This is a genomic window from Providencia sp. M-27, assembly GCF_011077905.1.
Taxonomy (GTDB): Bacteria; Pseudomonadota; Gammaproteobacteria; order Enterobacterales; family Enterobacteriaceae; genus Providencia; species Providencia huaxiensis.
Window position 1 is genome coordinate 151,037 of record NZ_JAALBT010000005.1, and the last position, 24,426, is coordinate 175,462.

The 24,426-nt window shown below is 42.5% G+C and carries 23 protein-coding genes; 15 read left to right on the top strand and 8 right to left on the bottom strand.

Annotation, left to right across the window (positions count from 1 at the left end):
- Positions 1 to 39: 39 nt before the first annotated feature.
- Genes G6Q48_RS09425 through G6Q48_RS09435 form a run of 3 tightly spaced genes read right to left on the bottom strand, consistent with a single transcriptional unit; the run spans position 40 to position 1,489 of the window.
- Positions 40 to 564, bottom strand: coding sequence for a DUF2569 family protein (locus G6Q48_RS09425; protein WP_207393027.1), 525 nt, complete (start codon positions 562 to 564; stop codon positions 40 to 42).
- 18 nt (positions 565 to 582) lie between these two features.
- Positions 583 to 936, bottom strand: coding sequence for a DUF488 domain-containing protein (locus tag G6Q48_RS09430; RefSeq protein WP_166266226.1), 354 nt, complete (start codon positions 934 to 936; stop codon positions 583 to 585).
- Positions 937 to 976: 40 nt separating this feature from the next.
- Positions 977 to 1,489: a DUF2569 domain-containing protein gene (locus G6Q48_RS09435; RefSeq protein ID WP_102138806.1), complete on the bottom strand. Its 513-nt coding sequence runs from the start codon at positions 1,487 to 1,489 to the stop codon at positions 977 to 979.
- A gap of 160 nt (positions 1,490 to 1,649) precedes the next feature.
- On the opposite strand from G6Q48_RS09435, the gene G6Q48_RS09440 reads away from it, so the two are divergent.
- A complete protein-coding gene (locus tag G6Q48_RS09440) occupies positions 1,650 to 2,549 on the top strand; it encodes a DNA-3-methyladenine glycosylase family protein (RefSeq protein ID WP_102138805.1) in 900 nt (299 codons plus the stop codon).
- 63 nt (positions 2,550 to 2,612) lie between these two features.
- On the opposite strand, the gene poxB is transcribed toward G6Q48_RS09440, so the two are convergent.
- Entirely contained in the window at positions 2,613 to 4,337 is a 1,725-nt protein-coding gene (gene poxB, locus G6Q48_RS09445) for a ubiquinone-dependent pyruvate dehydrogenase (RefSeq protein WP_166266035.1), read from the bottom strand.
- Between the two features lie 824 nt (positions 4,338 to 5,161).
- Here poxB and proP point away from each other — a divergent pair.
- The 3 genes from proP (at position 5,162) to G6Q48_RS09460 (ending at position 8,566) form a co-directional block, all read left to right on the top strand.
- The gene (proP, locus tag G6Q48_RS09450; RefSeq protein ID WP_102138803.1) at positions 5,162 to 6,664 is read left to right on the top strand and encodes a glycine betaine/L-proline transporter ProP; all 1,503 of its coding nucleotides are present in this window, start codon (positions 5,162 to 5,164) and stop codon (positions 6,662 to 6,664) included.
- A 95-nt stretch (positions 6,665 to 6,759) separates the two neighbouring features.
- Positions 6,760 to 8,175 (top strand): deoxyribodipyrimidine photo-lyase, encoded by a 1,416-nt coding sequence (phrB, locus tag G6Q48_RS09455; protein WP_207393029.1) that lies wholly within the window; start codon positions 6,760 to 6,762, stop codon positions 8,173 to 8,175.
- Between the two features lie 79 nt (positions 8,176 to 8,254).
- Complete coding sequence (locus tag G6Q48_RS09460) at positions 8,255 to 8,566, top strand: monooxygenase (RefSeq protein ID WP_166266041.1); 312 nt, start codon at positions 8,255 to 8,257, stop codon at positions 8,564 to 8,566.
- Between the two features lie 34 nt (positions 8,567 to 8,600).
- Here G6Q48_RS09460 and G6Q48_RS09465 read toward each other — a convergent pair whose 3' ends face one another.
- Both G6Q48_RS09465 and paaZ read right to left on the bottom strand, forming a co-directional pair.
- Positions 8,601 to 9,398, bottom strand: a complete 798-nt coding sequence (locus G6Q48_RS09465; protein ID WP_102138800.1) for a class I SAM-dependent methyltransferase — start codon at positions 9,396 to 9,398, stop codon at positions 8,601 to 8,603.
- A 63-nt stretch (positions 9,399 to 9,461) separates the two neighbouring features.
- Positions 9,462 to 11,525: a phenylacetic acid degradation bifunctional protein PaaZ gene (gene paaZ / locus G6Q48_RS09470; protein WP_166266044.1), complete on the bottom strand. Its 2,064-nt coding sequence runs from the start codon at positions 11,523 to 11,525 to the stop codon at positions 9,462 to 9,464.
- A 322-nt stretch (positions 11,526 to 11,847) separates the two neighbouring features.
- On the opposite strand from paaZ, the gene paaA reads away from it, so the two are divergent.
- The 11 genes from paaA to paaK all read left to right on the top strand — a co-directional run bounded on the left by paaA (position 11,848) and on the right by paaK (position 21,654).
- Positions 11,848 to 12,786 (top strand): 1,2-phenylacetyl-CoA epoxidase subunit PaaA, encoded by a 939-nt coding sequence (paaA, locus tag G6Q48_RS09475; protein ID WP_102138798.1) that lies wholly within the window; start codon positions 11,848 to 11,850, stop codon positions 12,784 to 12,786.
- A gap of 31 nt (positions 12,787 to 12,817) precedes the next feature.
- Positions 12,818 to 13,105, top strand: a complete 288-nt coding sequence (gene paaB / locus G6Q48_RS09480) for a 1,2-phenylacetyl-CoA epoxidase subunit PaaB (protein ID WP_004262911.1) — start codon at positions 12,818 to 12,820, stop codon at positions 13,103 to 13,105.
- Positions 13,106 to 13,115: 10 nt separating this feature from the next.
- Entirely contained in the window at positions 13,116 to 13,874 is a 759-nt protein-coding gene (gene paaC / locus G6Q48_RS09485) for a 1,2-phenylacetyl-CoA epoxidase subunit PaaC (protein ID WP_166266047.1), read from the top strand.
- A gap of 4 nt (positions 13,875 to 13,878) precedes the next feature.
- Positions 13,879 to 14,388 carry a 1,2-phenylacetyl-CoA epoxidase subunit PaaD gene (gene paaD / locus G6Q48_RS09490; protein ID WP_102138796.1) on the top strand — a complete coding sequence of 170 codons (510 nt, stop codon included), beginning with the start codon at positions 13,879 to 13,881 and terminating at the stop codon, positions 14,386 to 14,388.
- Positions 14,389 to 14,398: 10 nt separating this feature from the next.
- A complete protein-coding gene (gene paaE / locus G6Q48_RS09495; RefSeq protein ID WP_102138795.1) occupies positions 14,399 to 15,457 on the top strand; it encodes a 1,2-phenylacetyl-CoA epoxidase subunit PaaE in 1,059 nt (352 codons plus the stop codon).
- An 8-nt stretch (positions 15,458 to 15,465) separates the two neighbouring features.
- Complete coding sequence (gene paaF, locus G6Q48_RS09500) at positions 15,466 to 16,239, top strand: 2,3-dehydroadipyl-CoA hydratase PaaF (RefSeq protein WP_166266050.1); 774 nt, start codon at positions 15,466 to 15,468, stop codon at positions 16,237 to 16,239.
- A gap of 2 nt (positions 16,240 to 16,241) precedes the next feature.
- On the top strand, positions 16,242 to 17,036 hold the full coding sequence (gene paaG / locus G6Q48_RS09505) for a 2-(1,2-epoxy-1,2-dihydrophenyl)acetyl-CoA isomerase PaaG (protein ID WP_102138793.1): 795 nt from the start codon (positions 16,242 to 16,244) through the stop codon (positions 17,034 to 17,036).
- 2 nt (positions 17,037 to 17,038) lie between these two features.
- Entirely contained in the window at positions 17,039 to 18,589 is a 1,551-nt protein-coding gene (locus G6Q48_RS09510; RefSeq protein WP_166266053.1) for a 3-hydroxyacyl-CoA dehydrogenase, read from the top strand.
- Positions 18,586 to 19,026, top strand: a complete 441-nt coding sequence (gene paaI, locus G6Q48_RS09515) for a hydroxyphenylacetyl-CoA thioesterase PaaI (protein WP_102138791.1) — start codon at positions 18,586 to 18,588, stop codon at positions 19,024 to 19,026. Before G6Q48_RS09510 ends, paaI begins: the two co-directional genes overlap by 4 nt.
- Positions 19,023 to 20,225: a 3-oxoadipyl-CoA thiolase gene (gene pcaF / locus G6Q48_RS09520; RefSeq protein WP_166266056.1), complete on the top strand. Its 1,203-nt coding sequence runs from the start codon at positions 19,023 to 19,025 to the stop codon at positions 20,223 to 20,225. The genes paaI and pcaF overlap by 4 nt, the downstream gene beginning before the upstream one ends.
- A 118-nt stretch (positions 20,226 to 20,343) precedes the next feature.
- Complete coding sequence (gene paaK / locus G6Q48_RS09525) at positions 20,344 to 21,654, top strand: phenylacetate--CoA ligase PaaK (RefSeq protein ID WP_094960845.1); 1,311 nt, start codon at positions 20,344 to 20,346, stop codon at positions 21,652 to 21,654.
- 462 nt (positions 21,655 to 22,116) lie between these two features.
- Here the strand turns inward: paaK and G6Q48_RS09530 are convergent, their stop codons facing one another.
- Entirely contained in the window at positions 22,117 to 23,367 is a 1,251-nt protein-coding gene (locus G6Q48_RS09530) for an ATP-grasp domain-containing protein (RefSeq protein ID WP_166266059.1), read from the bottom strand.
- 23 nt (positions 23,368 to 23,390) lie between these two features.
- Positions 23,391 to 24,416, bottom strand: coding sequence for a 2Fe-2S iron-sulfur cluster-binding protein (locus tag G6Q48_RS09535; protein WP_102138788.1), 1,026 nt, complete (start codon positions 24,414 to 24,416; stop codon positions 23,391 to 23,393).
- Positions 24,417 to 24,426 lie beyond the last annotated feature (10 nt).

The following is a 24,426-nucleotide window of genomic DNA, read 5'->3' on the forward strand; positions in this document are numbered from 1 at the left end:
TACGTTAGGCCACTGCCAAAATAGGAGTGGCCGTATACTTTAATGGATAAATGTATTTTTGACGCGATGAGAAGCTAAAAAGTAGGGGATCCATAACACGCAATAAAAGCTGCCATTTATAGCGGTAATAATATTTGAGTGATTGATTTCCAAGCCAAATATATATGGGAATATAAAACGAGCAACCAATACCATTAACGTAAATAACACCATGGTGGTGATAAACAGCCACTTCGCCTGTTTTTTCCATTTAACCGCAGCGATAAATGTCCAAAGAAATAGGGCAATTAGAACACCATAACCTATTTGTAAGAAGTAAAAACCTGTCGCAAAGCCTGGAATATAAAAATCAGAATCTGCATGAGTTGCCAATGGCCATGCTGTTTGTACTTGTGAAATTTCTTGCAATAACATCATGACGGTTTTGTACAGCATATAAAACAGACCAATAACCGGTAAAATTAACCATCCACTGATCCCCTGTAACGGCTTTTTAACTACCGGGTGAGCCACTGGTGATATTATTGCGGGCTCTGCTTGCGTGGCTGATTGCTGAATATCCATTCAAATAACCTTTATTTACTATTTACTTTGCATTTTTTCTTCAAGAAATGCCTTGAGTACAATTGCTTGATTATGTTCTGTATTTTTAGCACTGTATAACAGTGTTAAGTCACCTTGCTTTGCTTGTGAAACCAATACCTGCCAAGCTGTTGTGTTATTAAGTTCCTGCTGATATCGCTCGATAAATTGTGCAAACTGATCGGTGTTCTGATGAAACCATTTTCGTAGCTCATTGGAAGGTGCAACGTCTTTATTCCAAGCGTCGTGTTGTAAATCTGTTTTTTTTATTCCTCTTGGCCACAGTCTATCAATAAGCACGCGATAACCGTCGTTATCGTCAACAGGGTCATAAACTCGTTTGCATTTAATCATCATTTACCTACCCAATAAGTAAACCGCATAATTTTATTTATTAATTTACAAAGGTATTTTTAACACGCTTTGAAACTAAAAAATATGGTATCCAAATGGCACAAGCAATTAGAGCCCGAAAAATATCTTTGATATCGGAGGCTTCGACCTCTAAATCCAATAAAATACTTGCGAGTATAATATCCGTAACCGTCAAAACTAAAGAAAAGATCTGGAAAAAAATATAAATTTTAATTGTGAGCTTTTTCGTTGTAAAAAAAACATAACTGAGGAAAAGTAAGGTGGCGTATAAAATAACATTACCTAAAACCTCAAAGTAGATTAGCTCTTTAAATAATGGAATAAATGAACTTGATTGTGGATCTGTTAATTCAACCCAATATTCAATCACTTGAGCATTTTGCCCATAAATCGAAAAAGGCAAAATAATCAAGGACAATATTATCCCTAACATGGGTAAAATAAGCCATCCACCAATACCTTTTAATTCTTTCCTTGGTTGTGGTGATGGTACCGAAGTGCCATGAGATGAACTGTGACCTTCAGTTTTCATTTACACTTCCTTATTATCCTTATTAAACAGACAAATAATATCAATACAAAATAAATAACCCTATATAAGATAGCATACCTACTCAACAAAAAATGAGTAACTAAATGCGCTAATTCACAATTATATTGCTAATAAAGAACAATCTGACAAGGCCATCATTATGCAAATATTTACCGCACAGTTACCACTCCCTACCAATTACCTCTATGGTGATTTTTTTGCCTTTCATTTAAGAGATCAACACAATGTTGCGGAAATAGTGGAAGAAAATACATTACACAAAGGCATAATATGGCAACAACATGCCACAAAAATGACATTAGAGCTAAAAAAACAACAAGCAATAATTTCATTAGAAATTGATCCCCCATCTGTCATTGTCAATGAACAAGACCTGTTAACGTTGGCACAGCATGTACTTGGCTTGAAACAGAATATTGATGAGTTCGAAAAATACTACTGTGAAAACCCAACACTGGGCCAGCTCATTGAAAAACAAAGAGGATTACGAATTTATCAATCTGCCAGTGCATTTGAAGCATTAGTTTGGGCTATTATTGGCCAACAAATCAGTGTTCACGCAGCTATTGCCATTCGTCGACGATTTATCCAAGCCGTGGGGATTCAGCACACTTCGGGTATTTGGTGTTTTCCCGATACACCACAGGTCAAATCAGTTGATGACGAAACGCTACGCCAAACGGGTTTTTCGAAGGGGAAAATTACCGCCCTCAGAGCCCTTTGTGAAGCCATCGAAAATCAACAAATTGATTTATCACAGCATGTCACTCACTCCAATGCGAATCAAATAACTGAACAATTATTAAAAATCAAAGGAATTGGCCCTTGGACTGTGAGCTATGCTTTACTCAGAGGATTCAACTACTTAGATGGCTCTTTACATGGAGATGTTGCGGTAAGGCGTAATTTGCAAACATTGCTCGATAAACCAGAACAACCCAACGCCAAAGAAACAGAAAAATGGTTAGCGCAATTCTCCCCATGGCGTGCGCTGGTTGCCGCTCATTTATGGCGTAGCCAATCAGCCGCAGGGTATTGATTAATCAAAAAAAAGCCCACTTCACATTGAGAAGTGGGCTTTCCAGCTATACGCAATATTGATTTAACGTAGCCAGTTCGTTTTCACTAATTGAACGACTTCATCACCACGACCACTCATAATCGCTTTTAACATATACAGGCTAAAGCCTTTCGCTTCTTGCGCTGCAATTTCTGGCGGCATAGACAGCTCTTGTTTGGCGGTCAAGACATCAACGACCACCGGCCCATCATGGGCAAACGCTTCTTTTAATGCGCCGTCTAGGTCTTCACTTTTTTCAACACGGATCCCTTTAATACCCGCAGCATTCGCAATCGCTGCAAAGTTAGGGTTATGTAAATCCGTTCCTGCTGTCAAGAAACCGGCAACTTTCATTTCCATGGCAACAAAGCCAAGTACGCCATTGTTATGAATGATGATTTTTACTGGTAATTGCATTTGAGAAAGAGAGATAAAATCGCCCATTAACATACTGAAGCCACCATCACCACACATTGCAACCACTTGACGTTTTTTATCAACGGCTTGTGCACCAATAGCTTGTGGCATCGCGTTTGCCATTGACCCATGGTTAAAAGAGCCAATTAAACGGCGCTTACCGTTCATTTTCAAATAACGCGCAGCCCACACTGTCGGGGTTCCCACGTCACAAGTGAAAATCGCGTCATCAGCAGCTAATTCACTAATTTTTGTTGCAAGATACTGTGGATGTATTAACCCTTCATGACCCGGTTTAGCAAGATCATCTAACCCTTTTCTAGCCTCTGAATAATGTTTTAAAGCACCGTCGAGGTGTTTTGTCTCTTGTTTCGTCTCTAGGTGTGGCTGTAATGCATCCAATGTCGCTTTGATATCTCCAATCAACCCCATATCAATATGGCAATGGGAACCCAAGCTGCCCGCATTAATATCAACCTGAATGATTTTAGCTCCACTTGGGTAGAAAGGACGGTATGGAAATTGTGTCCCGAGTAAAACAACCGTATCTGCATTCATCATTGCGTGGTAACCTGATGAAAAACCTATTAAACCTGTCATTCCAACGCTGTATGGGTTATCCCATTCAATATGTTCTTTACCACGTAACGCGTGTACTACTGGTGCTTTTAGTGTTTCTGCTAGCTTAACCACTTCATCATGAGCACCCGCGCAGCCATTACCACAGAATAACGTGATATTCTTAGACTGATTCAGCAGTTCAGCAAGTTTTTCGATTTCACTTCGCTGAGGCATAATCAGTGGAGCTTGTGGCTGATACCACGTTTCTTTCGCTGACTCTGGCGCATCTTTTAGCGCAATATCACCCGGTATCACAACAACGGATACCCCTTTATTCAGGATCGCTTTACGCATAGCGATGCCAAGAACTTGTGGAATTTGCTCTGGGTTAGAGACCATTTCACAATAATGGCTGCATTCGCGAAATAATTCAGTTGGGTGGGTTTCTTGGAAATAGTTACTACCAATTTCACTGGATGGGATATGAGCTGCGATCGCTAATACGGGCACTCGATTACGGTGGCAATCATACAACCCATTTATAAGGTGCATATTTCCTGGCCCACAAGAGCCCGCACAGACGGCTAAATTGCCGGTTAACTGAGCTTCTGAACCCGCAGCAAAAGCAGCAACTTCCTCATGGCGAGTACCTAGCCACTCAATAGCGCCTTGACGACGCAAGCTGTCGGTTAAGCCATTCAACGAGTCTCCTGTAACGCCCCAAATACGTTTAACACCTGCATTATCAAGTACTTTTGCAATATAGGATGCAACACTCTGTTTTTTCATAATGGCACTCTTTTAAGTCGGATGTGGTACCCTTGATATCTTGCAGTTCAAAATATGAAAGGGACCTTTTTAGATGTATAGCAACATTCAAAATAGAATCTTGTCATACTCGCTTATATCAAACTCAATATTGACAATAAATTGATTGTAACTAAGTAAATTCTTCATTCCTACTCATCAAATTAAATATAAGACAGAACAGCATAATCCACCGTTATTATCAAAAGAAGAGGATAGCAACAAGATAAATAAACAGGCGAGTTATTAACAACTTAAATACAATGAGAGCATCAGAAAAGGATTAGATTATCTTCATATATTATTCATCGCAACAGCGCCATTATTTCAACAATATTAAATCGCTAGCCTTATATATTTATGACAGACTGAAACTTGCCAAATGAAATGGTATTGAATTGATTTAAAACAATTTATTTTCAGCCCATTTATTATCCAAATTCTATTTTTTCGAATATTCGGCTCAATCGTCTAGCCACCAACACAAAACCCTGCAAAGAAAAATGAATTGGTATAAAACACCTTCATTTTACATTTATCCGATATTAATGTAGTATTGAATGTGTATTTATTAATTCAAGGTGGTTTTCTTGCTGTATTTACAACACAAGTACTCTCATTTCTCTACCCATTACATACCTGCTTTAGCCTGTTATTTCAGCGCTACATAAAAACACTAAAAACTTATCTATTGCGAAAACAACGTCTATTCTAAATAATAAGGTTTTATATTTTCCGATGTATGAAAACCCATATCTTAAGTGCTGTTGTTTCGATTATTGAAATTAAAATAAGAGGATGGTTTCATGAGATTCAAGAAGAAAAAAGAAAAACCGTTAAATATTAGTGATATTACTATTATTGATGACGGTAAACTCAAAAAAGCAATTACCGCGGCTTCGCTGGGTAATGCGATGGAATGGTTTGATTTTGGGGTATACGGTTTCTTAGCCTATGTTCTAGGTCAGGTTTTCTTTCCAGACGCATCACCGAGCGTCCAGATGATTGCCGCATTAGCCACGTTCTCCGTGCCTTTCTTAGTTAGGCCATTAGGTGGGGTCGTTTTCGGTATCTTAGGTGATAAGTACGGCCGTCAAAAAGTCCTTTCGATGACAATTATTATTATGGCAATCAGTACCTTCTGTATCGGTTTGATCCCATCCTATGAGAGCATCGGTATCTGGGCGCCAATTCTGTTATTAATTGCTAAGTTAGCTCAAGGTTTCTCGGTAGGTGGCGAATATTCTGGTGCTGCAATCTTCGTTGCAGAATACTCACCAGACCGTAAACGTGGTTTTATGGGCAGTTGGTTAGATTTTGGCTCTATCGCTGGTTTCGTTTTAGGTGCAGGTGTCGTTGTCCTGATATCGAGCATTGTTGGAGAAGCCAACTTCCATGATTGGGGCTGGAGAATTCCGTTTTTCTTAGCATTACCGTTAGGGATCATCGGGTTATATCTACGTCATTCACTGGAAGAAACTCCTGCGTTCCAACAACATGTTGAATCGTTAGAAAAACAAGATAAAGCCAATATTCAAAATCCACCAAAAATCTCAGTACGTGAAGTGGCGACTAAGTATTGGAAAAGCTTGATGATTTGTGTTGGCTTGGTTATCGCAACCAACGTGACTTACTATATGTTGCTGACCTACATGCCAAGTTACTTATCACACAACCTGAATTATTCTACTGACCATGGTGTGCTAATTATTATTGCAATTATGATTGGTATGTTATTTGTTCAACCGATTATCGGTTTAACCAGTGATAAAATTGGTCGCCGCCCATTTGTTATTACCGGTAGTGTCGGTCTGATTTTATTGGCATACCCTGCATTTATGTTAATCAACAGTGGTTCTGTTGGCTTAATTTTCCTAGGTTTATTAATTTTAGCGGTGCTGTTGAACTGTTTTACCGGGGTTATGGCTTCCATTTTACCCGCGATTTTCCCGACACATATTCGTTACAGTGCGTTAGCGATTGCCTTTAACATTTCAGTATTAATTGCCGGTGCGACACCGACTGTTGCGGCATGGTTGGTCGAATCAACCACTGACTTATATATGCCAGCTTATTACTTAATCGTGATTGCTTTAATTGGTTTATATACGGGTATTAGAATGCCAGAAACAGCGAATAAACCATTGCGTGGTGCAACACCTGCGGCATCAGATAAAGCCGAGGCAAAAGAAATTCTTAGCGAGCACTTTGACAATATTGAGCAGAAAGTTGAAGATATTGACCAACAAATTGCTGAGCTTGAGAAAAAACGCCAATCCTTAATCAATCAGCATCCTAAATTAGATTAAACATGAAAGGGCCGGTAAACGGCCCTTTGTTTTAATTTCAACAAAAACTTCAACCAAGGAGGGAGGCGGTGGCAGCCAAACAAGTTTGTCATCTTATGTGGTTTCGTAATGATTTACGGGTCACTGATAACAAAGCGCTTTCCTCTGCGTGTGTGGATCCTCAAGCTAAGGTTATTGCTCTCTATACGGCAACACCAGAGCAGTGGCAACAACATGATATGGCTGAACGGCAAATTTCATTCATTCACCAGAATCTTGTTGAACTGCAGAATTCACTTGCTGAGCTTGGTATTCCACTGGTTTGTCAAACTGTGGCTAATTTTGCCGACGCAGCGCAATGGGTACTCGATTACGCAAAGGCGCAACAGGCTGATGCCCTGTTTTTTAATCGACAATATGAATGGAACGAAAAACAACGGGACGAGTGGTTAATCAATCAACCTCATGAGTTGCATATCCATGCTTTCGATGACTATTTATTACTGCCCCCCGGCTCCGTAACTACCCAAAAAGGGGAGATGTATCAAGTCTATACCCCTTTTCGCCGAGCTTTCATCACCCAACTTACCGTGACAGATTGTCGTTCACTGCGTGCCCCAGAAAAACGAGCGGTCGCCATCAACATTGATAAGGCTTCACCGTTATTTCCGCATCAGCCCATTGAAGACTCAGCACAATTTCCTGCTGGTGAAAAATCTGCTTTAACGCGACTCAGGCAGTTTTGTTCCCTGAAAGTCGTCGGTTATAAAAACGATAGAGATATTCCTTCTATTGATGGTACCAGCCAATTATCACCTTACCTCGCGGTGGGGGTGCTGTCCCCTCGCCAATGCTTCAACCGATTACAAGCAGAAAATCCCCAAGTGTTGGATTACCCAGATAGCGGGGCATTCACTTGGTTAAATGAGTTAATTTGGCGTGAATTTTATTCGCATCTTTTAGTGGCATTCCCACGCCTATGTCGCCATCAGCCATTTATTCAATGGACACAACATATTCACTGGAATGATTCTTCAACCGATTTTGCAGCATGGAAAACGGGACAAACGGGTTACCCAATAGTGGATGCCGCTATGCGCCAACTAAATACAACAGGTTGGATGCATAACCGCCTACGTATGATTGTCGCCAGCTTTTTAGTCAAAGACTTACTGATTGATTGGCGAAAAGGTGAAAAATACTTTATGAGCCAACTGCTTGATGGCAGTTTAGCCGCAAATAACGGTGGGTGGCAGTGGTCTGCCTCGACTGGTGTTGACGCTTCTCCTTGGTTTCGTATCTTTAACCCAACCACTCAAGGGCAAAAGTTTGATGCACAAGGGGCTTTTATTCGCCATTGGTTGCCCGAATTACAGCAAGTTCCCGATAAGTATATTCATACACCCCATGAATGGGCGGTGCTCAGCAGTACACCGATTAATTATCCAGAACCAATTGTTGACCATAAACAAGCCCGTCTCGCCACTTTGGCGGCATTTGAAGCAGGTAAGCGTAATAGTTTGAAGCAATAAATCGTTTAAAATACGATAAATAGCAAAGTTATTATTTGCTTTAAGAATTATTATAGCGCTTCAATCATAAGGAGCAGATATGAGCGTTATTTTACAAGTTGATTTCCCGTATCAAGGGCCTTGGGGTGCAGAAATGACTGCGGCAATGGATGAATTAGCCAATTCAATCAACCAAGAACCTGGTTTTGTGTGGAAAATTTGGACAGAAAACCAACAAACTCAAAAAGCCGGGGGCGTTTATCTGTTTACCACTGAAGCCGATGCCAAAGCATATCTACAAAAACACAGCGCACGCCTGAAATCTTTCGGTATCCCTGAAGTACGTGGTGAAATTTTTGCAGTCAATAAGGCGCTTAGCCAATTGAACCAAGCGCAGTTTTTAGTGCAATAATTTTTAGTACAATAATTTTCAGTTCAATAAATAGCTATTGGCACTGAAATTCAAACAACATCACATCTGAGGTAAATGAGCCATCTGCTTGTACGGCAAAGTGGCTTTTTACCTCATCACTTAATGTTCCTTGGTAGTGGCGGATAGCTTCAACGAGTGCCTGTGGTGTACGCATCCGTTCGACCCAACTGGTAAATTCCAGCGCTAAACGGAAACTTTGTACCCGCTGAACAAATAACCCTGCATTATTAAACATGCCTGACCATTCCCCAGCGGAATAATCACGAATATGTGAAGTATCCCGAAGCACTTCGACAGTTTGTAAGTAAATATCCAATAATGGATGCCCTGGTGATACCACATCAATAAAGATACCTTTTCCACCCGGTTTGAGCACTCGGCGCACCTCACGCAGTGCTTGTTCCACATCGTGCCAATGGTGTGCAGAGTAGCGGCTAATCACTCGGTCAAAACCATTGTCATCAAACGGTAGAGACTCCGCAGTCCCTTTGCAGGTGGTGATATTATTTAACTTACGTTCTTGTGCATTTTTAGCCACAACATTGAGCATTGAGTCCGACAAATCATAAGCCGTCACTGACTTCACCAACGGCGCTGCATGGAAGCTGGCATGCCCTGCTCCACAGCCAAGGTCTAGCACGTCCTCGTCCTGACAACCTTGTAGCAATTGTTGCAAAACAAGTAAGTCTTCACCTTGTGCATGAACTTGGCTGGTTAAATACGAGTTGGCTTGCTCATCAAATTGTTGATAAACCGCTTGGTGGTGCGTTTTCATCTTTGTTTCCTTACATTCAGTTGGTGATTTCCTCATCACAACAGAAAATGATTGAAAAAGCACCTATTAGCTCGACAATTAATTCATACCGTATAATGACTAGTGAAAATCCCCTACACGACGCTCCACCAGCGTTAAAATACTGTACAACGCCACAACGGTATCGTCCTGATTAAACACTTGCACATCCCATTCAACAACGCCATTAGGTTTGTCTTCAGCAAGTTTCTGCGTTTTCTTGATCTTTTTCTTGCACGTTAGGCGAACTTGTATGGTGTCTCCGATTTTTACAGGTTCAATGAAACGCAAGCTTTCCATGCCATAATTGGCGATCACGGGCCCAACACCAGCATCGACAAATAACCCTGCGGCGGCGGAAACGACAAAATAGCCGTGCGCAATCCGTTCACCAAATAGCGACTGTGCTGCGCCAATTTTATCAACATGAACATAAAAATTATCACCGCTGAGACAGGCAAAATTAGCAATATCGGCCTCTGTAACGGTACGCCTTGCGGTCAGTAACGTGTCGCCAATCACTAAATCTTCAAAGTGTTTACGGAATGGATGGACCACATCAGCGATGGTATCTGCCCCGCGGAGCCATTGCTTGGTAATTGCCGTTAGCATCGAAGGGCTACCTTGGATGGCAGTACGCTGCATATAGTGTTTGACTGCTCGCAAGCCACCTAGCTCTTCACCACCACCCGCACGCCCTGGGCCACCGTGTACCAGTAGCGGAAGCGGTGAACCGTGGCCAGTGGACTCCACGGCTGATGCTTCATTTAAAATTAGCATCCGCCCATGAGCTCGCGCACTCGCACGAATGACCGTTTGCGCGACTTGTGCATCAGCAGTGACTAACGTCCCCGCAAGGCTCCCTCCACCTAAAATCGCCAATTGCACCGCCTGTTCGATATTCTCATAGCTCATTAACGTGGCGACTGGACCAAAAGCCTCGATTTCATGTACTGCTGTAGATTTAAAAGGCTCTGCACAATACAACAACGTTGGTGGATAAAAAGCCCCATGTTGGCTATCTGCACCAATCACATCCAGCTTTTCGAATTGCCCACCACATAAGACATCACAGCCATGATCACGTAAATAATTTACTTTCTCTTGTACGTCTTGGCGCTGTTCTAAGTTAATCAATGCCCCCATTCTGACCCCTTCAACCGCAGGGTCACCCACTGTTGTAGCGGATAAGCGTTTCAATAATGCCTGCTTCACATTTTCGAGCTGATTTTTGGGCACGATAACGCGGCGGATCGCGGTACACTTCTGGCCTGCTTTCGCGGTCATCTCACGAGCGACTTCTTTAATAAATAAAGCAAATTCAGGCTGCTCTGGCTGAACGTCATCGCCTAAAATTGCACAGTTCAGTGAATCCGCTTCCATTGTAAAAGGTACTGATTTGGCAATAATACGTGGATGCGATTTCAGCTTTTGCCCTGTACTAGCGGACCCTGTAAAAGTCACCACATCTTCAAAATCAAGGTGTTCAAACATATCGCCAACACCACCGCAAACCAGTTGAATTGCGCCATCAGGTACCAAGCCGCTATCAACCATTAACTTCACCATCGCCTGTGTTAACTGTGCTGAGGCGGTTGCAGGTTTGATGATGGCTGGCATGCCAGCAAGCCATGTTGGCGCCAGTTTCTCTAACATTCCCCAACAAGGGAAGTTAAATGCATTAATGTGCAGGGCAACGCCACGGCGAGACGTTAAAATATGATGGCCAATAAATTGCCCTTGTTTCGATAACGGGATCATTTCTTCTTCTGGCCAAATCGTGTCATCTGGTAGCTCACGGTTAGCGAGACCCGAATAAGAAAACAGTGTGGCAATTCCCCCTTCGATATCTACCCAGCTATCCGCTTTGGTTGCGCCAGTTTGAGCCGAAATCGCATATAACTGCGCTTTATGTTCCAGTAGATATTTTGCGAGTGCCTTAAGCATCTGCCCGCGTTGCTGGAATGTCATCGCTGACAATATTTCGCCTCCCACTTGGCGGCCATACTGTAAGCTTTCTGCTAACGGCAACCCTTCAGTCGTCACCGTATATAAGATTTCATTCGTTAGTGCATGGTGAATTTTTCGCCCTGCGCCCTCACCTTGTACCCATTTACCCATAATGTAACTTGTTAAATGCTGCATATTCCTCTCCAGAAATAAAAACACCAAATCAAATTAGATGACAAATATGTATCATAAAAATAAGCATAGAAGCTAATTTAAATTTAACAAATTAAGAACAATTTTGTCTTAAATGCTTATTTCCATCAAAACCACATAAAAATAAATAATATTAACTGATTGTTTTTGTTTAAATTTAATTTATTGATTGTGAAGCCACTCGCAAAACAGGGTTAATAAACATTGATCTTTTTGTTAACAGTTTCTAGCATTGATGTTAAATATATATGATTCATTATTCATACAAAATAAAACATAACCGAATCACTTAATGGAAAGATCAATGAGCGAGCAAAATCAGGCTAACTTCGAAGCCAAAATCGAAGCCGATATTTCCATCGAGCCCAAGGATTGGATGCCCGATGCGTATCGGCAGAACCTTATCCGCCAAATTGGCCAACATGCCCATTCAGAAGTCGTCGGCATGCTGCCAGAAGCAAATTGGCTGACACGCGCCCCGACACTCCGTCGGAAAGCGATTTTACTGGCCAAAATTCAAGATGAAGCAGGCCACGGTTTATATCTATATAGCGCTGCCGAAACCCTTGGTTGCTCTCGTCAAGATATCTACCAAAAGTTACTTGATGAAAAAATGAAATACTCCTCCATCTTCAATTACCCCACGTTAAGTTGGGCAGATATTGGCGTAATTGGCTGGTTAGTCGATGGTGCGGCAATTGTGAACCAAGTAGCACTGTGCCGTGCCTCTTATGGCCCTTATGCACGAGCGATGGTGAAAATCTGTAAAGAAGAAAGTTTTCACCAACGCCAAGGTTATGAAGCTGTTATGGCACTCGCAGAAGGCACCGATGAACAAAAAGCGATGCTGCAAGATGCGATAAACCGCTTTTGGTGGCCCGTCCTCACGATGTTCGGCCCCAATGATTCTGACTCCCCGCACAGCGCTCAAAGCATGGCTTGGAAAATCAAGCGTTTCAGTAATGATGAGCTACGACAAAAGTTTGTTGATAACACTGTTCCGCAAGTGGAAGCGCTAGGTATGACGATCCCTGACCCGGATCTGGTTTGGGATGAAGAACTTGGTCATTACCGCTTTGGTGAAATCGATTGGGAAGAGTTTTATCAGGTGATTAAAGGCAATGGCATTTGTAATCACGAACGCCTTAGCGCTAAGCGCAAAGGATGGGAAGACGGCGCATGGGTACGTGAAGGTGCAATGGCACATAGCCGTAAACAAAAATCCGTTAAAACTGCGGCTTAATCACTGACCATTTTACGAAAAGGAAAACACCATGAGCAATCAAGATTGGCCTTTATATGAAGTTTTTGTCCGTAGTAAGCAAGGGCTTGCGCATCGCCATGTTGGCAGTTTACATGCTGCTGATGACCAAATGGCACTGGAAAATGCACGCGATGCGTATACAAGACGTAGTGAAGGCTGCTCAATTTGGGTGGTGAAGGCCGCACATTTAATTGCCTCACAGCCCGAAGACAAAAGCACGTTCTTCGACCCTGCGGACACCAAGGTCTATCGTCACCCAACTTTCTATACCATCCCTGATGGCATCAAAAATATGTAAGGAGCTTGCCATGAACCAACAAGAACAGCTCCACCATTACACATTACGCCTTGGCGATACCCCCTTAGTTTTAGCGCAGCGCCTGTGCGAGTGGTGCGGCCATGCCCCTGAGCTCGAAATTGACCTAGCGCTATCGAATATCGGCTTAGATTTGCTAGGGCAAGCGCGTAACTTTTTAAGCTATGCCGCGCAATTAAAAGGAGCTGGGTGTGATGAAGACACCCTTGCCTTTTTGCGCGATGAACGAGAGTTCAGCAATTTATTACTGGTTGAGCAACCCAACAATGGCTTTGATGACACTCTAGTGCGCCAATTTTTTATGGATGCTTATCATGTTCCATTATATGAAGCGCTAATTCATAGCCGTGATGAACAACTGTCAGCCATTGCTGAGAAATCCCTCAAAGAAGCCGTTTATCACTTGCGTTTTAGCCGTGGTTGGATGATCCGTTTAGGGGATGGCAGTGAAGAAAGCCATCAACGGATCCAACGTTCAGTCAATGAGTTATGGCGTTTCACTGGCGAACTTTTCCATGCTGATGACGTTGAAATCACACTCAGCGAAGCAGGTATCGCCGTTGACCCGCGCACTTTACAAGCCGCATGGGTTAACACCATTAACGAAACATTCACTGAAGCGACCCTCACTATACCGGAGAAAAACGCGTATCGCTTAGGCGGCAAGCAAGGCAGCCATACAGAACACTTGGGCTTGTTATTAACGCAATTGCAGTTTGTGCAACGCGCTTACCCGAACAGCCAGTGGTGATGTTATGGAACAGAGACTGCAATATCGCGAGCTTCAATCGCCCCAGGTTCACCAGATCTGGCAACAGCTTCACCAAATACCCGATCCTGAGCTACCCGCACTCTCTATTACTGATCTCGGCATGATCCGCAATGTGCTACCTGCGGCTCAGGGCTGGAAAGTTATTTTTACACCTACCTACTCAGGTTGCCCAGCAACTGAATTTTTAATCAATGAAATCAAAACTGTTCTCGGTAATGCCGGTTTTCCAAACATCGACATCGAAATTCTGTTAACCCCAGCTTGGACAACAGATTGGATGAATCAAGATGCGAAAAGGCGCTTGCGTGAATTCGGTATCGCACCACCACAAGGTACGTCCTGCGAGCACCCAGAACACAAAGGTGCGGTTCGTTGCCCACGTTGTGACAGCGAGCAGACCGAAAAAATTAGTGAATTTGGTTCCACTGCATGTAAGGCATTGTATCGATGCACTGAATGCTTAGAACCGTTTGATTACTTTAAATGTATTTAGGGGCACCCATATGACTGTATTTCATCGTTTAAGTATTGCTGCCATTGAGCGTGACACCCCTGAAGCTGTCGCCATTACTTTTAACGTACCAGATGCATTACGAGAGCAATATCATTACCGCCCAGGGCAACATCTCACACTGAAGGCCTCTATTAATGGCGAAAACCTACGTCGCTGTTATTCCATTTGCAGTTCACCGGATGAAAACACACTAAAAATTGGGGTGAAAGCCATTTACGAAGGGCGCTTCTCTAATTTCGTTAACCAAGAGCTACAAGTTGGCGATAGCCTTGATGTCATGGTTCCCCAAGGGCAATTTGGTTACCAGCCAGAGGCAGATACCCACGCACACTACCTTGCCGTTGCTGCAGGCTCTGGGATCACACCATTGCTCTCCATCATTAAAGCCACATTACAAACTGAGCCAAAAAGCAGTTTTGTGTTGATTTATGGTAACCGCAATAGCCGCTCTGTGATGTTTAAAGAAAGCATCGCAGACCTGAAAAACCGTTTTTCTACACGCTTTCAAGTTCTCTATTTATTTAGCCAAGAACAACAGGATAGCGAACTACTCAGTGGCAGAATTAGCCAACAGCAGCTCAGTGCATTAGGCAAAACCTTATTGAATTTTAAACAATTTAACCGAGCGTTTATTTGTGGGCCTGACAGCATGATGGATGAAGTGCATGACACTTTAGTCGGCTATGGCATGCCAAAGGAATATGTTCACACCGAGCGTTTCAACACTTCAGGCACCAAATTCAAACCCGCAACCGCCATGACTAGCGAAACACGCCAAGTCAGTATTCACCTTGATGGCAGAACCATGGACATTGCCATGGATAGCCAAGATGACAGTATTTTGGATGCCGCACTACGCCAAGGCGCGGATTTACCCTACGCCTGTAAAGGGGGCGTTTGCGCAACCTGCAAATGTAAATTGCGCTCTGGTGAAGTGGAAATGGGGGTCAATTACAGCCTTGAGCCTGACCAAATCGCTGCGGGGTACATCCTTAGCTGCCAAGCGTGGCCAAAAGGCGATGGTGTTGTTCTAGACTTTGACGTGTAGGAGCTGTAATGGAAAACCATTGGATTTTATCACAACAACATAACCGAGTTTTGACTCTCACGTTAAACCGTCCAGAAGTGCGTAATGCCCTGAGCACCTCTTGTTTAGAGTTGCTGGTTCAGCAGCTCGAACAAGCACAAATAAATGATGAGATCGGGGCGATCGTGATCACCGGTAATCCGCGTTTTTTCGCGGCCGGTGCCGACCTTAAAGAGCTACAGCAACAAACCGTTGCTAACGCGATCACCGATAAACGTCCCCAAGTTTGGCGCAGGTTATCGATGATATCAAAGCCCATTATTAGTGCTGCGAATGGTTATGCTCTAGGGGCAGGTTTTGAATTATTACTCGCCAGCGACATCATTATTGCCGGTGAATCAGCTCGCTTCGGGTTACCCGAAATTACTCTGGCTTTAATGCCAGGCGCGGGAGGAACACAGCGTTTAATCCGTGCGGTAGGCAAATCCCTCGCCATGCAAATGGTACTAACGGGTGAACCGATCAGTGCAAAACATGCGTTGCAAGCAGGGTTAATCAGTGAAATTTGTGTGGATAAATTAGTGCTAGAACGCGCCCAAAAACTGGCAGAGCGCATCGCGATGCATGCGCCTTTAGCCGTACAAGCCGCAAAAGCCTCACTGGTGCATTCTCAAGAAAACCACCTTACCGAAGGGTTACAACTTGAGCGCCAATATTTTGTGACTTTAGCGGGGACGAACGATCGACGTGAAGGGATCGAGGCATTCTTCGAAAAACGAAAACCTCAATTTACAGGACAATAATCATGACCAATGAAGCAATGATCCTCACTACGTTAGAAAATGGGGTTCTCACCGTCACTCTCAATCGCCCTGATAGATTGAATAGCTTTAATGATGAAATGCATCGCCAGCTCAGTGAAGCGATCAAAATAGCAGAACGCGATGAAACCGTACGCTGTTTAGTGATCACTGGCGCAGGCCGTGGATTTTGTGCCGGACAAGATCTAAATGATCGCAATGTGAGCGTGGGGAGTGAAGTTCCTGATCTCGGTTTTTCTGTTGAAACTTACTATAACCCCTTGATCCGTCGCCTAACCGCACTACCGAAACCGATTATTTGCGCGGTCAATGGTGTTGCCGCAGGTGCAGGCGCTGCCATTGCACTCGTGGGCGATATTGTTATCGCAGCAAAAAGTGCCAATTTTATTCAATCTTTTTGCCGCCTTGGCTTGGTTCCTGACTCAGGGGGGAGCTGGTTTTTACCTCAGTTAGCAGGCCATGCACGAGCAATGGGGATGGCGTTATTAGGCGACAAAATAAGTGCAGAACAAGCATTACAGTGGGGAATGATTTGGCAGGTGACTGAAAATGAAGAACTCATTAATACCGCTCAACAGCTTGCACAACACCTTGCAACCCAACCTACTTATGGCTTAGGGCTTATCAAAAAGGCCATTTATGCCGCAGCAACTAATACTCTTGATGAGCAACTCAACCTTGAGCGTGACTTACAGCGCCTTGGCGGGAGAAGTGAAGATTATCGCGAAGGGGTTAATGCTTTTTTAAATAAACGTGAACCACAGTTTAAAGGAAGATAATCATGACCTTACCTTTGAATTTAACCATCAACACCGTCGCGGTAATTGGCGCTGGAACCATGGGGATTGGTATAGCGCAAGTTGCCGCGAGCGCGGGTTTACGTGTCTTGTTGTTTGATGTTAACCAAGATGTCTTAAACCATAGTCTGTCAACGATGACCCTGCGTTTACGCAAACGTGTTGAGCAAGGAAAAGCAAAACCCGAGGTCACTGAGGCGATTATCGCAAAAATTGCAGTGGCAAAAAGTCTCTCGGCACTGTCGGATGCACAATTGGTAATAGAAGCTGTTGCTGAAAAACTTGAAATCAAACAAGCTATTTTCAGTGAACTTGAAGGCATTTGTAACGAAAAAACCATTTTTGCTAGTAATACTTCATCTTTATCAATTACCGCAATCGGTAAACAACTCACACATCCTGAGCGCCTTGCAGGGTTACACTTTTTTAACCCTGCTCCCGTGATGAAATTGGTTGAAGTGATCCGTGGGCTAGAAACATCAGATACAGTGATAAAACAGCTGAAAGAATTGACACTATCATTTGGAAAAGTGCCTGTAGTTTGTCGTTCAACTCCTGGTTTTATTGTTAATCGTGTCGCCAGACCATTCTACGCTGAAACATTACGTGCCCTTGAAGAACAAATTGCGTCTCCTGCCACATTAGACAGCGCAATACGTGACGCAGGGGGTTTCGCTATGGGGCCATTACAACTAACTGATTTGATTGGCCATGATGTGAACTATGCAGTGACTGAGTCGGTATTTCAGGCCTTCGGCTATGACCCACGCTTTCAAACCTCATTAATGCAATTGGAATTAGTCCAAGCTGGTCATTTAGGCCGTAAATCGAAGCAAGGGTTTTATCATTATGATGATAATAAACCTCAACCTTTACCCTCCGTTGCAGAAAAAATCCACCTTGACCAACCTCAAAATATAAAAGCTCGTGGCGATTGGCAGATATTTCCTGAGTTTGCGCAGCTTTTAACTGAAAATGGGATCTCTCTCGAAGGATTAACACAACATTCCGAACAATCCCCGACACTTATTGTTAATGACGTTATTATTATGTTAACGAATGGTGAATTGACATCATCACATGCGCAAACACAAAAACAAGCCGTCGTGCATTTTGACTTATCGGCAAATTACCTTGCCGCAACAACCATCACGTTAAGCTGTGCAGCACAAAATAATGCGCAACAAAACCAGCAAGCTATCGCGTTTTTTCAATCATTAGGGAAACACGTGATTGTATTACCCGACTACCCAGCGCTGTTAACCATGAGAACGGTCGCGATGTTATGCAATGAAGCGTTAGATATCGTCAATAAGGGGATAGCAACTGCTTTAGATACCGATAATGCCATGTGTTTTGGGGTGAATTACCCCAAAGGCCCACTTGCTTGGGGTATGCAACTAGGCTGGCAACGCGTGCTGTCAGTTCTTGAAAATTTGGCTCAGTTTTATGGGGACAACCGTTATCGGCCGAACCCGCTTTTAAGGCAATTAGCAGCGGGTTATCAATCTTTAACTTTCAAGGAGATACCATGATTTCACTGCCAAACGATACGCTAGCTCAGCAATCAGCTCACATTATGTACCGTGATGATGCATGCGCAAAAGCTATGGGTATGTCCATTGAAAAAGTCGAAGAGGGCTTTGCGCAATTGAAAATGCCTATCACAGCAAAAATGCTTAACGGTCATAAAACCTGCCACGGTGGGCAGCTATTTAGCCTTGCCGACACTGCATTTGCCTACGCCTGTAATAGCCAAGGGCATGCCGCTGTTGCCTCAATGTGTTCCATTGATTTTATTCGTCCCGGTTTTGAAGGTGACTTACTAACCGCCACCGCCACAATGCAACACCAAGGCAAACGCAACGGTTTATATGAAGTCGAGATAACGAACCAAGATGGCAAAACACTCGCGCTATTCCACGGTCGTTCTCATCGGTTAGGCCATCGTTTAACAGGAGAACAATCATGATAGATGCGTTTATTTGTGATGGTGTCCGCACCCCAATTGGCCGCTACGGTGGCGCTTTGTCACCATTACGTCCTGACAACCTTGCCACAGTGCCATTAAAAGCCCTAATGGAGAGGCACCCACAACTTGATTGGTCATTGACTGATGACATTATTTTGGGTTGCGCAAACCAAGCAGGAGAAGACAACCGTAATGTGGCACGTATGGCTGGGCTGTTATCCGGGCTCCCTGTTTCCGTTTCTGGAACCACCATTAACCGCCTATGTGGCTCTGGGCTAGATGCCATTGCATTAGCGGCAAGAAGCATCAAAGCTGGGGAGTCTGGGCTGATGATTGCCGGAGGTGTTGAGTCCATGAGCCGAGCACCGTTTGTCATGGGCAAACAAGAATCTGCATTCTCACGCCAAGCACAAGTGTTTGATACCACTATTGGTTGGCGGTTTATCAACCCACTAATGGAACAACAGTTTTCCACAGATTCGATGCCAGAAACTGCGGAAAATGTGGCTGAAACCTACAAAATTAGCCGTGAAGACCAAGATGCTTTTGCATTGCGCAGCCAACAACGCACCGAAACTGCAAAAGTTAGCGGCATTTTTGCGCAAGAAATCATCCCTGTTACGGTCAAACAGCGTAAAAGTGAATACGTCGTCAGCGAAGACGAACACCCAAGAGCAGAAACGACTTTTGAACAACTACAAAAACTAAAAACGCCATTCCGCGATAACGGAACGGTAACAGCGGGTAATGCCTCCGGTGTTAATGACGGGGCTGCCGCACTGATTATCGCATCCGACACGATTGCCAAGCAGCAAGGGTTAACACCACGGGCTCGTATCATCGCTACAGCTACTTGTGGAGTCGAGCCAAGGTTGATGGGCATCGGCCCGCTGCCTGCTTCGCAAAAAGTATTAAAAATGGCAGGGCTCACCATCGAACAAATGGATGTTATCGAATTAAACGAAGCCTTTGCCGCACAAGCACTTGCCGTTTTAAGGGGGCTTGGTTTACCTGATGACGCCTCACACGTTAACCCTAACGGAGGGGCAATTTCGCTAGGTCATCCACTTGGAATGAGTGGGGCAAGGCTTGTTATTGCTGCTATCAATGAGCTGCACCGCAAACAAGGTCGTTATGCATTATGCACCATGTGCATCGGCGTTGGCCAAGGGATAGCAATGATTATTGAACGAGTCTGAACAACGTCTTATTACAAATAAAAAACAGCCTGAAACCCTACACCTGCTCAGGCTTATACCAGGAACGTCATTGATTAGCGTGAACTGGTAACCATAATAATTATGAGGACAGGCAATTATGAGCAATATACAAGATAGCATCGACCCAATTGAATTTGCATCGCGGGATGAGATCGAGTCTTTACAGTATTCTCGAATGAAGTGGACACTCACTCACGCCTATGAAAATGTACCCATGTATCGCAAAAAATTCGATGATGCAGGTGTACACCCTGACGATTTCAAACAACTGAGTGATATCGAAAAATTCCCTTACACGACCAAACAGGATTTACGCGAAAACTACCCATTTAGCACCTTTGCCGTGCCAATGGACCAAATCATCCGTATTCACGCCTCTTCGGGAACTACTGGCCGCCCAACGGTGGTGGGTTACACCCAACGAGACATCGATAACTGGGCTGACCTGATCGCACGTAGTTTACGCTCTGCAGGCACTGTCCGAGGCGATAAAGTCCATGTTGCTTACGGCTATGGCTTATTCACCGGAGGGCTAGGTGCCCACTATGGTGCGGAGCGCCTAGGAGCCGCAGTTATTCCTATGTCTGGTGGGCAAACTGAAAAACAAGCGCAACTAATCGCGGATTTCAAACCCGATGTGATCATGGTAACCCCATCGTACTGCTTAAGTATTATTGATGAACTTGAGAAAATCATGGGTGGAGATGCTAGTAAGTGCTCACTTAGATTAGGCGTATTTGGTGCAGAACCTTGGACTGAATCCCTCAGAACTGAAATTGAAACCCGCCTTGGTATCAAAGCATTAGACATTTATGGTTTATCTGAAGTAATGGGGCCCGGTGTTGCTATGGAGTGCGCGGATTCAGGCGAGAGCGGCCCAACGATTTGGGAAGACCATTTTTATCCAGAAATTATTTCCCCCAATACCTTAAAAACATTAGGGGCAGGTGAGCATGGTGAGTTAGTGTTTACTACCCTTACAAAAGAAGCTATGCCTGTTATCCGTTACCGAACTCGCGACCTCACCCACCTCATGCAAGGGGTCAACCGTAATATGCGTCGAATTGGTAAAATCACCGGTCGTTCAGATGACATGATGATTATTCGCGGCGTGAATGTGTTCCCTTCTCAGATTGAAGAACAAATCATGCAATTTAAGGAACTTTCTCCTCATTACCAATTAGAGATTGGTCGCCAAGGCAATATGGACAATTTATCTGTCCGTGTTGAGCTCAAACACCCTGAACAGCTCACTTATGATGAACGCTGTAATATCTGCCACCATTTAAAGCACCGAATCAAATCGATGGTGGGTATTAGCACCCGTATTAGTATTGTAAATTGCGGTGATATCCCCCGTTCTCAAGGCAAAGCAGAACGAGTAATTGATACTAGAATTGCGATTTAATTCAAATTATTAAGGCATATTGGAATGAACTACTCTGATATGCCTTAATCTCTGAGAAAGTGTTTAAAACAGATAATGGAAGTGAAGTCCCCCAGTAGCTTAACAACCAATTACTGAGAGTCTTTTTCGTGAGAAAGAGACTCCGCGATGGACTAAGAAAAAACCCGAATAAGGAAAAGCTATGAAAGATCTTTCACGACTTAGTGAACATCAGTTGTTCAAGCTGGGCTTACAAAAGCCGCTTGTTGCCGGACTTCAAGAAACACTAGGAAGAGCATGATGAGGGAAATGACTCAATCATCTCTACAAACAGTCAGACAGTGACTTTAGTTACGAAAACATAGCAAAATTTATCGAAGCGTTAGATCATTTAGTTGTATATTACTCTTTAAGAAGAGCATATTGAATTAGTTCCGCTGTTCCCATTGCAAGACGTTTTAATTAACTACATGTTTTCATTAACTACATAAAAGTAATTAATTTCCCAGTTTTCTCTAAATCAACAACAGTTTTAACATCAGATGATAAAATCTCACGGTCGTTATTAAAAAAAACTATTCTTCCGTAGGAAGTAATCAAATCAACCGTTTTCTCTAAATAGTCCTTAGTCTTTAATTTACAAATAGTTAAACCATAACTTTCTAAGGGTCCACAAAGATTTTCTATGTTTATTTCTTTTACATACCCTGCATTGGTTGAACTAAGAAAATACTCTATTCCATAGCAATGTAATGTAGGTGGTATACGTGTTTTCTCTATGAATTTAGCAGGGTCAATCCGTACAATTAAGCTAAGATCAATCAAAGAGTGAGTGTTACATCGTTCGACAATGGTTGGCCCTAACCCTCCATGCATTCTTGCTCCTGATTCAACTAATACAGGCCCCTCAGAAGACAGTATTATTTCATTATGTGATGTACCATTACATATACCAAGAGACGTGAGTATAGACTTTGTATAATTTACCAATTCAAGATGTTCTTCTATTGGTTCCGTTACCATCTGATGATAAATCGGTACACCTTGCACCTCTTGCTTTATATATCTAAATATGTTCACAATAAAGTGAACTCCATTACTTGTTACAGCATCCACTACATACTCAATACCCTCTATTTTTTGTTCAATTAATAATTCATTATTTTTATTACCAGAATAGTCATACGTATTAATTAACAAATTAAATGCTTTCTCAACTTCTTTTTTATCTTTACAGAAAAAAACACCATCAGTTCCAAAAGAGTAAATTGGTTTTACAACATATTCAGCAAAATTATTTTCATCGCACCATGCCAGCATATTTATTAATTTTCTGGCTCTGTAGTGTGGAATGTAACGTATTCCATCAAGCTTTAGTCGATTTTGCATCAAATACTTATTTCGCCTAGTTTGGCTAAGCTTAAATATATTAGGTAATAAGTTCCACCTGTTACTTAATTGATCAAAAATAAGTACACCAGGCTCAGAACCGCATACTATAAAATCAGGGGCTCGACCTAAATATAATTCTATTTGGCGTGCAGCATCATCATGAGAGGTGGAATAAAAAACGAATGAATAGTCCTCTTCCTTGAATGAATTCAAGATTACAGCAGGAAGCTCATTATTAGTTATTAATGCAATCACATCATAACCAAAGTATTTTTTAACTCGCCCAACAAAAGTTGCTCCACTGGAAAACGGATCTACAATCAATACACATTTATTGCTCATTGAATTTCCTTGTATTTGTAATCTCAGACGAGTTCAATATCAATATCAGTTTTAGGAAAAGAACAACAGGCAAGGTGAATATTCTCAGCCTTTTCTTTTTCTGTTAAACAAAAATCAGGATGGTTCAACACCGAACCTCTAATTAATCTATATTTACAGCTACCACAAATCCCCGAATAACAAATATATCTAATAGGGATATTATTCTGTAATAGGTTATCTAACACAGTTCTATTATTATCTATTAACAATGGCGTATCGAAGTCCTTTACTCTTACAATACTTTTATCTTTGTTGAGTTCTTCGGAGTTAGTAAGTTGAACCTGAGTTGAGCCAAAAAATTCCGTAAAAATAGATGCTTGTGGAAAGTTGCATCTAACACCTTTAATCATGGATTCCGTAAACATTCTGCTTCCACAAATAACCACTGTATCTGGAATTCCATTTGTTTTTTCAGTTGCTAAGTCTATTCTGCCCATATTAATAATATCACTGGTCTTTCTTAATTTAGAGCGCGTAATGTTAACGCACAATGTAAACCATTGATATTTCATATGAAAGTCAAGAAGCTCATTTAAATATGGAATATCTCTAAGACTGGGATAACTTATAACTAATTGGATGTTCTTACCTGACATTATGTGGCTATAATATTTAGCGCATTCATAAATTAGAGAAATAGGTAGCGTTATACCAATTCCTCCTGCAAGTAAAAGTACATTTCTACTATTTTTAATAGTATCAAATGTTATTTCACCTCCGATCCCAAAAATGCTAATGCCTACATTATCTAATAACAATTTCCATATTGTTGAAGATTCACTATCGCATCCTCTGTTCTCAATAATAAATTTATAGTGGTTATTTATATCCTGAGATACCAGTGTATAACTACGTTGTTTTAATCGTTTATCTCTTCCAATAAATTGGAAGTTGAAATGTTTTCCAGGAACTGCGTCAGTTAGAATATCTGAATCTAATGTCGGTTTAAGAAGAAACATCCTGATCTTGTCGGTTAACATATGTGACTCTACTAAAGTGAGTTTCATTGCATACTCT

Bases quoted from the DNA above. Each gene is read 5' to 3' on its own strand.
- G6Q48_RS09460 (WP_166266041.1), top strand. From the start codon at position 8,255: ATGAGCGTTATTTTACAAGTTGATTTCCCGTATCAAGGGCCTTGGGGT.
- paaC (WP_166266047.1), top strand. From the start codon at position 13,116: ATGAACCAACAAGAACAGCTCCACCATTACACATTACGCCTTGGCGAT.
- paaK (WP_094960845.1), top strand. From the start codon at position 20,344: ATGAGCAATATACAAGATAGCATCGACCCAATTGAATTTGCATCGCGG.
- paaB (WP_004262911.1), top strand. From the start codon at position 12,818: ATGAGCAATCAAGATTGGCCTTTATATGAAGTTTTTGTCCGTAGTAAG.
- G6Q48_RS09510 (WP_166266053.1), top strand. From the start codon at position 17,039: ATGACCTTACCTTTGAATTTAACCATCAACACCGTCGCGGTAATTGGC.
- phrB (WP_207393029.1), top strand. From the start codon at position 6,760: ATGTGGTTTCGTAATGATTTACGGGTCACTGATAACAAAGCGCTTTCC.
- G6Q48_RS09425 (WP_207393027.1), bottom strand. From the start codon at position 564: ATGGATATTCAGCAATCAGCCACGCAAGCAGAGCCCGCAATAATATCA.
- paaZ (WP_166266044.1), bottom strand. From the start codon at position 11,525: ATGCAGCATTTAACAAGTTACATTATGGGTAAATGGGTACAAGGTGAG.
- G6Q48_RS09430 (WP_166266226.1), bottom strand. From the start codon at position 936: ATGATTAAATGCAAACGAGTTTATGACCCTGTTGACGATAACGACGGT.
- paaF (WP_166266050.1), top strand. From the start codon at position 15,466: ATGGAAAACCATTGGATTTTATCACAACAACATAACCGAGTTTTGACT.
- G6Q48_RS09535 (WP_102138788.1), bottom strand. From the start codon at position 24,416: ATGAAACTCACTTTAGTAGAGTCACATATGTTAACCGACAAGATCAGG.
- paaI (WP_102138791.1), top strand. From the start codon at position 18,586: ATGATTTCACTGCCAAACGATACGCTAGCTCAGCAATCAGCTCACATT.
- G6Q48_RS09530 (WP_166266059.1), bottom strand. From the start codon at position 23,367: ATGAGCAATAAATGTGTATTGATTGTAGATCCGTTTTCCAGTGGAGCA.
- G6Q48_RS09435 (WP_102138806.1), bottom strand. From the start codon at position 1,489: ATGAAAACTGAAGGTCACAGTTCATCTCATGGCACTTCGGTACCATCA.
- pcaF (WP_166266056.1), top strand. From the start codon at position 19,023: ATGATAGATGCGTTTATTTGTGATGGTGTCCGCACCCCAATTGGCCGC.
- paaA (WP_102138798.1), top strand. From the start codon at position 11,848: ATGAGCGAGCAAAATCAGGCTAACTTCGAAGCCAAAATCGAAGCCGAT.
- paaD (WP_102138796.1), top strand. From the start codon at position 13,879: ATGGAACAGAGACTGCAATATCGCGAGCTTCAATCGCCCCAGGTTCAC.
- proP (WP_102138803.1), top strand. From the start codon at position 5,162: ATGAGATTCAAGAAGAAAAAAGAAAAACCGTTAAATATTAGTGATATT.
- G6Q48_RS09465 (WP_102138800.1), bottom strand. From the start codon at position 9,398: ATGAGGAAATCACCAACTGAATGTAAGGAAACAAAGATGAAAACGCAC.
- paaE (WP_102138795.1), top strand. From the start codon at position 14,399: ATGACTGTATTTCATCGTTTAAGTATTGCTGCCATTGAGCGTGACACC.
- paaG (WP_102138793.1), top strand. From the start codon at position 16,242: ATGACCAATGAAGCAATGATCCTCACTACGTTAGAAAATGGGGTTCTC.
- poxB (WP_166266035.1), bottom strand. From the start codon at position 4,337: ATGAAAAAACAGAGTGTTGCATCCTATATTGCAAAAGTACTTGATAAT.
- G6Q48_RS09440 (WP_102138805.1), top strand. From the start codon at position 1,650: ATGCAAATATTTACCGCACAGTTACCACTCCCTACCAATTACCTCTAT.